This window comes from Sediminibacterium sp. (genome assembly GCF_030695065.1).
Lineage (GTDB): Bacteria > Bacteroidota > Bacteroidia > Chitinophagales > Chitinophagaceae > Sediminibacterium.
The window spans coordinates 1-10,323 of the sequence record NZ_JAUYTR010000012.1; the positions used below are offsets into that span (position 1 = coordinate 1).

The following is a 10,323-nucleotide window of genomic DNA, read 5'->3' on the forward strand; positions in this document are numbered from 1 at the left end:
ATTTTTTCCTACGAAAACAACTAATTCTTATACCGATATCTAGGGGGTCAATTTAAAATGGCGAAAGGGGGTCAGTTTGCTCTGGCGAACAGGGGTCACTTTACGCTGGTATTAGGGGATCAATTTGACTGGATTTTCCAACCTGTCTTCCAAATAAACTTGTATCAGGTCATTGGCAATTATCTTGGCAACCTTATAATCGTGCGAAGTAGAAAAGCGATGGTCTGCCTCAAAATAAAATGTGTCCAACCATAGTCTTATATCGTGCTTATCACGTACAAAAAACTTCTCGTCAACAAAAGAATTATTACTTCGGTAATACTTGTAAAAATCAAGGTTGTTGTCAAAGAACCTTTTTAGCTTTTTTAGCTCTTTGGTAAAATATTTCCTGATGCGTTTTGCTCCATAGGGCTTTCTTGTTTCAATTTTATAAATGGCATTATAGTAGATGAGTTTTGCAACAATAGTTGGTTTTTGATATTTGAAAAAACGGATTTCTTCATCAACATTTCTAAACCCTTTTTTCAAGACATACTCTTTTACATCGGACAGGCATTCTACAATCAGGTGTATAACGGCTTCTATACGCTGTATGGAGCAATCAGTTTCAATTTCCAATTCGCTGATTGATGTTTCAAGTTTATGTAGTGTTTCATTATAGAATTTATTCATCCGATTATTTTGATATACACATTGTTCGTTAATATAGAAAAGCTTATACTGTTCATATTAGCTTATTATGCAACTACTGCTTATAGTATTTTATACCCCTATTGTGTTGATGATGGAGGCGCTTAGATTTTGCTGCATAATTTTATGGGTTGTAGTATGATGCAGGTTAATCATTACGAATTATGCCCGCATCACCAACTGTTTTTTGACCGATATTTTACGGTTCGCAGTTTACAACCTTAGTTATTCAATTTTAATAAGTCAAGGCAAGCCCTACACCCCATCCCATATCACTATCATAGTGGGTGCGTATGCCTATGTTTTTGTTGAGGATGTAGCTAAGTTCTCCCATATATTCAAAGTCTGTGTTGACCATAAAGCCGCCCCTTAACCTTTTGGTGATGGGAATATCCTCACGCATCAGCGCCAGCCTTACAATACCATCATGATAAACCTCTGCCTGAAAATTAACGAGCATAGGTAAGGTGTACACAAAACCTAAGCTCACAGCCCGGCGTGTATCCTTTTCATTCTTTTGTCCGAATAAGTTTGTTTCGTGTTCGTCTATTCCCATTTTACGGTAACGCCAGTCAAATCCCACAAAGGGCATAAACCATTGCATTTTCCCCAAGTATCTGCCCAAATGGGTTTCTACTTCATAGCCGTGCATATCATTGTAACCTAAACGCCATTCCGAACTCAAGTTCCATCTTGTGTTTTGCAGCATTGCCATACCGTCATTACCATTAGTGGCGAAATCATTCTGTGCCATGAAATGGGGCATATTGCTTTCCCGCTGTAATGCCTTATATGATTTAGCCTTATCAGGCAGGTAGGGATTTTGGTAATCGCCTACGGCAAACACTCTGTTCATCCCCGACATCATGTGGTACAGGATGTGGCAGTGAAAGAACCAATCGCCCTCCTCATTGGCGGCAAACTCGATGGTGTCCGTTTCCATCGGCATAATATCAATGATATTTTTCATAGGTGCATTTTCACCTTTGCCGTTCAGTACCCGGAAATCAAATCCATGCAGGTGCATCGGGTGGCGCATCATGGAGTTGTTATAAATGGTGATGCGCAGTACTTCGCCTTTCTTAACGGGTATTTTGTCCGTTTCAGAAAGTACCCTGTTGTCCATGCTCCAAACGTAGCGGTTCATATTCCCGGTAAGGGTAAATTTTATGTCCTTTACGGGCGCATCTTTGGGAAGCGTGGTATTGTAGGGAGATTTGAGCATGGCATAGTTTAAGGTAACAATATCTCCCAAAGCATTTGCATTATAACGGTTGGGGTCGTTGTCCATATTCATACCCCCGTGCTTGCTGTGGTCTGCTTTCTTTCCCGCTTCCCCTGTTATTTCGGGGTACATGACCACGTTCATATCCATTTGGTTCAGGCTCATCTTCATGCCCATATCGTCCAAATCGCCGTTCATCTTCATCATGTCGTTCATCATCTTCATCCCCTCGAAATACTTCAGTCGTGGCAGCGGAGAAATAAGCTGTTTGACACCGTTACCAATAAAGTAGCTTGCCGATTGTGTCCTGTCCTCGGTAGTCGCTAAAAACTCATACGCCAATCCGTCTTCGGGGATGGTAACGACCACATCATAGGTTTCCGATACGGCAATGATTAACCTGTCCACCTCTACAGGCTCAACATCATTCCCATCATTCGCTACTACTGTAATTTTTCCTCCAGCATACCGTAGCCAGAAATATGAAGACGCCCCTCCATTGGAAACACGCAATCTGACTTTGTCGCCTGCTTTTAGCTTTTTACCATCAATTGTTTTCAAATCGGTGCTATGGCTACCATTTATTAGGATTTTATCATAGTAAACGTCACTGACATCCATCGCCAGCATCCGCTTCCACTCGTTTTTTACCTTTACCCCTAATTTTCCCTCCTTAATAGCTTCAACATATGATTGTGTTGCGCCTTTCTTAATGGCCGCCCAATCATTTGCATTGTGTAGCATACGGTTGATATTATCGGGGTTAAGATTTGTCCACTCACTTAATATAATTGGAACGGTCGGCAAATCGTCAATTCCTTTTCTGAATGTCTTATCATCGCTTCTTTTCTTCATGATAAAACTTCCGTACATGCCAATCTGCTCCTGCAATCCTGAGTGGGAATGGTACCAGTGCGTACCATGCTGGATAATCGGAAAACGGTAGGTGTAGGTTGTGCCCGGTGCGATGGGTTTTTGTGTAAGCCAGGGCACACCGTCTTCTTTATTGGGCAGGAACACACCATGCCAGTGAAGTGATGTGCTTTCTTTCAATTGGTTGTGCACCACTATTTCGGCAGTGTCGCCCTCGGTAAAGGTAAGGGTGGGCATGGGGATTTGCCCGTTTACGGCAATTGCCCTTTTTTGCTTACCTGCATAGTTGACAAGCGTATCTTTTACATACAGCTCGTAATGCACCACTCTCTGTGCAAACAGCGTTTGCGTGCAAAGCAGTATCAGCACTGTTTGCAAAATTCTTATAGGTATTTTATTATATCTGTTCATGATTTGAAAAATTTTATTTAATGCTGTCTTCCATTGTGCTAAACCACGCTATCAAAACCTGCTTATCCTCCGGTGACAATACTGCATTGCGATGAATTAGTGTGTATGATGACAACGGCATTTCCCCGTCCTTAACCTGCCCGGCCATAGCCCTGAACTTGTTTCGCTGCCTGCGGACAGAATAGTCGCCAAATTCGCTAAAGTTGAGTTCCTCTTTCCCCTTTTTTATATGCTCTGCCATGTACCATGCGCCGGGCTGGATACGGCTGTACCACGGATAATGGGTATTGTTGCTATGGCAGTCATAACAGGACTGAACAAGGATAGCCTTTACATTTTGGGGTACGGCGTACACCCTTTCGATATGGGTGGCTGGCACTTCAACCGCCTGGTTCCGTAAGGGCTGAAAGAACTGTATGGCAATCAGGACGACAGCCAGCCCCAATATGATTTTCTTCTTTATGGTCATAATTATTTTATTGTGGCTTCATCTTTTTGTGTCTACTGTTTTTTCACATACTTGGCATAATTCTCCTTGTTTTCAAAATAAGAAACTTCACCGTTATTTCCTGTCACAGCAATCACCGCATTAGCTTTGTCTACCTGCTTATGGGAATAGGGGTCTATCGCCATCCGCACGGTCGCATCTTTTGGAATACGTTCCTTACACATTTCGCAACATCCGTAATAGGTTTTACCATCAAATTTTACTTCAAACTGCTTTTTGCCGATATAGGCATCGTTGACCATGCAGACTTCATCCGATGGAACCAATTCACCTATTTGGGTAGTATGTCCGTTGCTTTCCGGAGTTGCCTGCGAATGCTGCTGTTCCGCTTCATCCTTATTTGACCCCGCCTGACCGCAAGCGGTGAATAGCAGGGTTAATAAGGAAATAAAGCCAATTATTATTTTGTTCATGTCCAAACTTGTTTTTTTAAATTTTATTATTTACTTTCTTCAAACTCTTTTAGCTTGCGCTTCATTAGTTCAATTTCTTCCGCTTGGGTTTTAAGTATATTTTTTTGCAGCTCTATCAGTTCCGGGTCGGTCAGGTGTGCCTTTTCGGACATCAATATGGCTGCTGCGTGATGGGGTATCATACCCTTTGCAAACTGCTTGTCCCCGACATTGATTTGTTCCCTGATACCAAACCATGAAAAGATGCCAACAGCAACCGAGATGATGGCTATCGCCCAATTCATCTTCCTGTTGGGGTACATTACTTTCATTATCGCTAATTCGATAAGCAGCATTGCCGAGGTCATCAGCAGGGTCATGTACAAATTGTTGATATTGGGTATCAGGTTCTGCCACCCGTCAATCATGGCGTACATGATAAAATACATCACTGCGAACATTGCGACAGCCATCACCGCAAAGCGTTTGTACATGGCCGAAGCATGTTTTGTATTGTGCGTGCCATGCTCCGAGGAATGACCCGCATGGTGACTGTTTTGCATATTTTCCATAACCCTGAATTTTATTTGCTGTTAATTGTTTTTTCCACCTTACCGCAGGTCAGCATTTTAGAACCGTAGTAAGGGTTTTTGATTTCCTTGTTTTCGCTGAACCAAACAGCACCCTTACCGTCTTTGAACATCGGGCAATGGTCCTGATACAATGTTTGCGATGTACCGAACAAATCAATCAGGTCTTTCAAATCTTCGCCAAGCGAGGCCAAATGTTCCCGCTGGTGGTGGATGTTGCCGACATTTTCCCCGATATGTTCTGCGTGTTCTTTAGCATCGTCCGCTATGTCCATGTACTTTTTGTGCTTATCGGCAGGAACGGCTTTCATGTCCACTTTATTCAGGGTAGCTAACAGCTTTTTCCCTGAACTGGCGGCAGCTTTGTCATCGTCCGAAACAAGGGCGTTCTTTAAGGACAGATAATCGGTAACTATGGGCGCAATAGAAAAGTTTTTTGTTTCTTCTTTTCCTGTTGCTATTGCTTCCTGACCGCTCGGTGTTTCGCTCACAGCGGGCGCAGCTACCGTATCATCCTCTTTTGGTTGGGAAGCTGGCTGTTCTTGTGATACCACAGCAGTATCATTTGAAGACTGCTCGTTTTTGTTGGATGCCTGATTGCATGATACTGTTACAAATGCCATGATAACAGCAATGATTGATAATGTTAGATTTTTCATTTTATTATTATTTTAATTAAACAAGTACTTTTTGTAGTGGTTGCCGTTGTGAAATCCCTTACGGACAACCGATAACAGTTTTGTTAAGCGGTACAGATGATATTATCTGTACCGCTCCTTTTTACATTTTTATAAGTATGCCGTTGGGCTTTTTGCCAACGTTAAGGGTTTTTGTTACGGCATGGGATGATACATTGACTACCGAAACCGTGTTGCTTTCCTGATTGGTTACATAAGCGATATTGCCGTCCTGTGTAAATACAATGGCGTGCGCTCCTGCACCTGCATCAAAAACACCGGCGTGCATCCACATACTCATGCCGTTGTCCCAATTCCAGTAATGCACCTTTCCGTTCATTGGGTCGGTAACCCACAGTTCATTTTTTGAAGCATTGTGGGCTGCATATCCGGGCATAAAGCCTAAGCTAATGGTTTCAGTTACCGCATTGGTAGCTACATCAATAACCGAAATGGTCTGTGAAGCCTCATTATCCACATACATTTTGCCGTTAGTGGCTGGCCAGGCTCCTACCGGGTCGTCACCCACGGTCAGGGTTGCAACCACACTCTTGGTCGATGGGTTGATAACCGAAACCGTACCGCTGCCGCCGTTGCACACGTATGCTTTTGTGCCATCCATGCTAAAGGTTACTTCTGCGGGGTCTTCACCTACGGCAATCGTATTTTTGACAGCATAGGTATTGGCATCGTAAACCAAAACTTTTCCATCCATTGCCATTTGCGTTGTCCATATTTCTGTACCATCAGGGGAATAAACGGCATTGTGGTTCATTGCCGGAGTTTCAATGTCTTTTAAAACGGTTCCTTTTACGGCATCCATTATCAGGATACGCCCTTTCATGCCTGCCATGCCACCGGAATGGCCTGCGCTCAAATCCATGCCCGGTACGCCGATAGCTAAATGGTTTTGATGGCTGTAAATGTGATGCGGCCACATGACCATGTTGCCGCCGGAGTTCATGATGTCAAAGGTTTCACTCACGGTATTGTCACTTAGTTTTATGACAGAAACGGTTGCGCTTTCGCCATTGACTACGTAAGCTGCCGGATAATCAATGTTTTTACCCATTGGCATATCGCCCATATCATCTTTACTACAAGAAGATAGAACGGTTAAGGAAATGGTAGTAGCTATTGCCAACAAAGTTGCTCTGTTTTTCATTTTTACTCATTTTTAGATATTAGAAAATATTTGTGTTAATCGCTACTACTATGATGCTTACACTCATGGCGGGACTTTAATTACATTGGAGCAGCGTCCAACTGCCTATCAGATTTAATGGTCATGTCTTTGTCCTGCTCCGCTTTTAAGTATAAACTCACTGCTGATTAAATATGCACCTTCGGTAACAACGATGTCACCTGGTTTTAATCCTGATGTAATTTCAATCCACTGCTTGTTTTGCACACCTGTTTCTACCATGCGTTGCTCAAATGTGTTATCATGGGCCAATACCCAAACGGTTTTCATCTTTTCCAGCAGTACTGCCGATTTAGGAACTGCCAGCACATTGGTAAACGATTTTTCGGGAACGACCGAAACCAATGTGCCGGGTATAAGTTTACCGGCTGAATTGTTTACCCTGATTTTAAGCAGGTAAATTCTTTTGCCTTCTTCTATTACCGGGTTGGAGTAAACCAACGTACCTTTGTAAACTTCTCCGGGATTACTGTCGGCAAACACCTGAAAGGTCTTGATTTCTTCAAGTCCTGAAATTTCATTGGGATACAATTGCGCTTCGACCCAAACCTCATTGAGCGAGGTGATTTTTACAAGTGGGCTGCCTTCTTCCACATACATGCCCTCGTTGATGTTTACTTCGCTTACATATCCCGCTTCGGGCGAATAAAATGTAATGAGGGAATTTGTTTTGCCCGATGTTTCCAGTTCGGAAATTTGCTTTTCGGTTAAACCCCACAATGTCAATTTGTTTTTTCCAGCACTTAATAAATCGCTTGTCAGCTTAGATATAGGGATTGTTGTTTTTGCTTTTTCCAGCACGGACAGATATTCCTTTTCATCTGTTTGCAGTTGTTCACTGTAAATACTGTAAAGGGGTCTTCCTTTTTGAAGATATACACCTGTGTTTCTTACAAACAGTTCGTCAATCCTTCCTTTTGCACGGCTGCTAATGGTCTTTACCTGTTCTTCATTAATGGCAACTGTTCCTAAAATAACGGAAGATGATAAAATGTTTCTTTTTCTGACGGTATCTGTTTCAATACCTGCCAATGCCTGCTTATGCTTGTCAATGGTGATAATGTTGCCTTGCATTCCTGCATGGTCGGTTTCTTTCTTCTCTACTTTGATTAAAGACATATTACAAACGGGACAAGAACCAGGTGTTTCGCTTGCTACACTTGGGTGCATGGGGCAAGTATAATAACTGCCGGATGTTTCCTGATGGCTTTCTTGCCCGTTCTTACAACCCGTAAGAATGAGTATTGAAAGCAATATAGTTGAGATAATAAACTGCTTCATGTCAATTTGCATTTAAAAAAGTTTCACTGTCAGTCATCAAACCCGCTTGTTTTGCAATTTCTTCAGTAGGTGAAAGACCGCTTTTAATGATTGTCATTCCGTTGTTGCTTGCTCCAGCAATTACTTTCCGCACCTGAAAAACTCCCGCTCCATTGCGGGTAGTATCTGTTTTGACCCATACGTAAGCATTCAATCCCGTAGTGTAAACTGCCGTTGATGGAACCTGTAAATTTTCATTACCGCTCAAAGCAAAGCCTGCGGTAACAAGCGAATTTATTTTCAGCGAATTATTGGGATTGGGCAACACAATCCTAACTCTTGCAAAACGCTGGTCAGTTTCTTCAAATGTCTTTTCAATCAAAGCAACTTTTCCGTTGAGAAGTTTTGAAGGGTCGCTTTCAGAAACTATTTGTGCAGATTGGTTTTCGTGAATTTGACTTACGTTTCGGTTGGGAACTGAAACCAATACCCAAACTTCCTGTAAATCATTTATATTGAAAAGGGTTTGTGCTTCGTTTACATATGTACCTTCACGAATTTGCGAAGCGGAAACAGCATAAGAGCTTGTATTGATGGCATTCTGCTGCGTACCCATGTCGTTCATTGCCGATGTGCTTTTTGCAGTAGTGTTTTGCTGCGATGTTAAAGCATTGAAAAAAACATATCCGTTTGAAGGACTGAAAACAGAAACTGTTAGGGCAACTGCTCCCTTTTTTTCCAACTGCGCAATCTGATTTTCGGTAATACCGAGCAGACGTAGCTTTTCTCTCGACTTTTCTATTAAATAATTATCTGCACCTGATTTGAAAAGAAAAAGATGTTCTTCCTGAAAGGTGCGTAAGCCGGGGCTGTATATGTCCATGATTTTATCGCCTTGCTTTACGTATTGGTTGCTGAATTTAACGTATAGCTTCTCAATCCTTCCTCCGAAACGGGCTGCAACGGATTGATTTCTGTTTTGAGCGAGGGTAATAAAGCCTTGCGCTTTCTCGGTTTTTCCACTGTTGCCTGATTGCAGTCTAAAGGTTGCCTGATTTGACAAGACCAGTTTGTTTGGTGAAACTGCCTGCTCCAATTCTTTTTCCACCAACTGCAATTTCATATTACATACAGGACAATCGCCGGGGTGCGGATAGGTTTTATCACCTTCGCAACCCATAGGGCAGATGTACTCGCCCTCAACCTTCTCATGATTTTCATGCCCTTGTTCACCTTGTTCATTTTTGCAGGATGATAACGCAGCTACCAAAAGCAAACACACCATAATGCAGATGCTATTTAATTTCTCTTTCGTATTCATATTCGGCTTCCAATTTTAAAATATTAAACAGTTTGTCATACGCTTCCATTTTTTTCATCAGCAACATTTCCCAGGCATCCAGCAGCACAAAAAAATCGCCTGTGTTTTGCTTGTAGGCAAGCAGGTTGGCTTGCAGGTTGTTCTCATAGGCGGGAACAATATTTTTTGTGTAGCTCTGATATTGTTCGTTTTCGTAATTAAGCATCGCAGTTTTTTCGGCTAACATTTTTGAAGCCATGAGTTGCATTGTTTCCTTTTCCCGTTCCATAGACTGAATTTGAAAACCGATTGACTTTACTTCAGAGGAATACATTTTAGACGACCAGGGAACAATGGGAATTGTTACCATTCCCATAACTGACCATTGGCTTGGCATACCAAACATTTGGGCATGTTCGGCACGGATACCAAAGTCAGGTCTTGCGCTTGTTCTCATTACTTTTTGCTCCAACTTCATGGATTGAATGTTTTTGTCAAGCGCCGTAATATCACTACGGTTAGAAATGCTTACAGTATCTGCAATGCTGAATAGGTAGTTGCTTGGCGAAATGAGTGTATCAATCTGAAATGGCGTGTTTGCATCACGCAACATCAGCGTGTTTAATCCGATATTGCTTTCTGCAATCACGCTGTTGAGCATCACCAGCATATTTTTTAATTCGGCTAAGCGGGCTTTTGCTTTATATATCGTTTGCAGTTGCGACTGGTTATTGGTAAATTTCTCTTCGGATGTCGTGATGAGCAATTGAAGTATTTCTTCACTTTCTTTTAGAATGCGTTGTTTCTTCTCGGTTACATAACGGTTGTAGTACAGAATTTTCGCTTCACGCCTCAACTCGTTTTTTGTCCATTCACTTTTTGATTTTTCGATTTCAGCCAGTGAACTGATGTAACTTTTCTTGGCGTTCAGTTTGCTTGGATTGGGTATCATCTGTTCAACGGAAAAAGCAATACCCGCCTGGTTCATTGGGTCGTTTTTTTCTTTGAGCATGGAGAAGTCGTAAGGGAAACGCATGATGCCTGTTGAAAAAGTGGGCGGCATCCATGCTTTTGCACCGTCTGCTTTTGCCTGAATAGACTGTATGCTGTATTGGTACTGAATAATGGACGGGTAATTAGTTTCCACCTGCTGCAACAATTTTTCCAGTGATATGTAAGATGTATCCTGTGCC

At 42.2% G+C, this 10,323-nt stretch carries 10 protein-coding genes; all 10 read right to left on the reverse strand.

Annotation, left to right across the window (positions count from 1 at the left end):
* Positions 1-111: 111 nt before the first annotated feature.
* Positions 112-672, reverse strand: coding sequence for an RteC domain-containing protein (locus Q8S25_RS06870; protein WP_305536129.1), 561 nt, complete (start codon positions 670-672; stop codon positions 112-114).
* A gap of 253 nt (positions 673-925) precedes the next feature.
* On the reverse strand, positions 926-3,199 hold the full coding sequence (locus Q8S25_RS06875; protein ID WP_034735066.1) for a multicopper oxidase family protein: 2,274 nt from the start codon (positions 3,197-3,199) through the stop codon (positions 926-928).
* Positions 3,200-3,212: 13 nt separating this feature from the next.
* Positions 3,213-3,668, reverse strand: coding sequence for a heme-binding domain-containing protein (locus Q8S25_RS06880; RefSeq protein ID WP_070566710.1), 456 nt, complete (start codon positions 3,666-3,668; stop codon positions 3,213-3,215).
* A 32-nt stretch (positions 3,669-3,700) separates the two neighbouring features.
* Positions 3,701-4,120, reverse strand: coding sequence for a hypothetical protein (locus Q8S25_RS06885; RefSeq protein WP_070566707.1), 420 nt, complete (start codon positions 4,118-4,120; stop codon positions 3,701-3,703).
* Between the two features lie 26 nt (positions 4,121-4,146).
* Positions 4,147-4,671: a DUF305 domain-containing protein gene (locus tag Q8S25_RS06890; protein ID WP_002993268.1), complete on the reverse strand. Its 525-nt coding sequence runs from the start codon at positions 4,669-4,671 to the stop codon at positions 4,147-4,149.
* Positions 4,672-4,682: 11 nt separating this feature from the next.
* Entirely contained in the window at positions 4,683-5,348 is a 666-nt protein-coding gene (locus Q8S25_RS06895; protein ID WP_305536139.1) for a DUF3347 domain-containing protein, read from the reverse strand.
* Between the two features lie 121 nt (positions 5,349-5,469).
* On the reverse strand, positions 5,470-6,531 hold the full coding sequence (locus tag Q8S25_RS06900; protein WP_305536141.1) for a YncE family protein: 1,062 nt from the start codon (positions 6,529-6,531) through the stop codon (positions 5,470-5,472).
* Between the two features lie 114 nt (positions 6,532-6,645).
* Positions 6,646-7,863: an efflux RND transporter periplasmic adaptor subunit gene (locus tag Q8S25_RS06905; protein ID WP_305536143.1), complete on the reverse strand. Its 1,218-nt coding sequence runs from the start codon at positions 7,861-7,863 to the stop codon at positions 6,646-6,648.
* Positions 7,853-9,151 (reverse strand): efflux RND transporter periplasmic adaptor subunit, encoded by a 1,299-nt coding sequence (locus Q8S25_RS06910; protein WP_134089067.1) that lies wholly within the window; start codon positions 9,149-9,151, stop codon positions 7,853-7,855. Before Q8S25_RS06910 ends, Q8S25_RS06905 begins: the two co-directional genes overlap by 11 nt.
* Positions 9,126-10,323: TolC family protein (locus tag Q8S25_RS06915; RefSeq protein WP_305536147.1), on the reverse strand; the 1,198-nt coding region annotated here is incomplete at its 5' end. The genes Q8S25_RS06910 and Q8S25_RS06915, both read right to left, overlap by 26 nt.

Excerpts from the sequence above, each read along its gene's own strand:
- Q8S25_RS06885 (WP_070566707.1), bottom strand. The coding sequence starts at position 4,120 with ATGAACAAAATAATAATTGGCTTTATTTCCTTATTAACCCTGCTATTC.
- Q8S25_RS06890 (WP_002993268.1), bottom strand. The coding sequence starts at position 4,671 with ATGGAAAATATGCAAAACAGTCACCATGCGGGTCATTCCTCGGAGCAT.
- Q8S25_RS06905 (WP_305536143.1), bottom strand. The coding sequence starts at position 7,863 with ATGCAAATTGACATGAAGCAGTTTATTATCTCAACTATATTGCTTTCA.
- Q8S25_RS06895 (WP_305536139.1), bottom strand. The coding sequence starts at position 5,348 with ATGAAAAATCTAACATTATCAATCATTGCTGTTATCATGGCATTTGTA.
- Q8S25_RS06910 (WP_134089067.1), bottom strand. The coding sequence starts at position 9,151 with ATGAATACGAAAGAGAAATTAAATAGCATCTGCATTATGGTGTGTTTG.
- Q8S25_RS06900 (WP_305536141.1), bottom strand. The coding sequence starts at position 6,531 with ATGAAAAACAGAGCAACTTTGTTGGCAATAGCTACTACCATTTCCTTA.
- Q8S25_RS06875 (WP_034735066.1), bottom strand. The coding sequence starts at position 3,199 with ATGAACAGATATAATAAAATACCTATAAGAATTTTGCAAACAGTGCTG.
- Q8S25_RS06870 (WP_305536129.1), bottom strand. The coding sequence starts at position 672 with ATGAATAAATTCTATAATGAAACACTACATAAACTTGAAACATCAATC.
- Q8S25_RS06880 (WP_070566710.1), bottom strand. The coding sequence starts at position 3,668 with ATGACCATAAAGAAGAAAATCATATTGGGGCTGGCTGTCGTCCTGATT.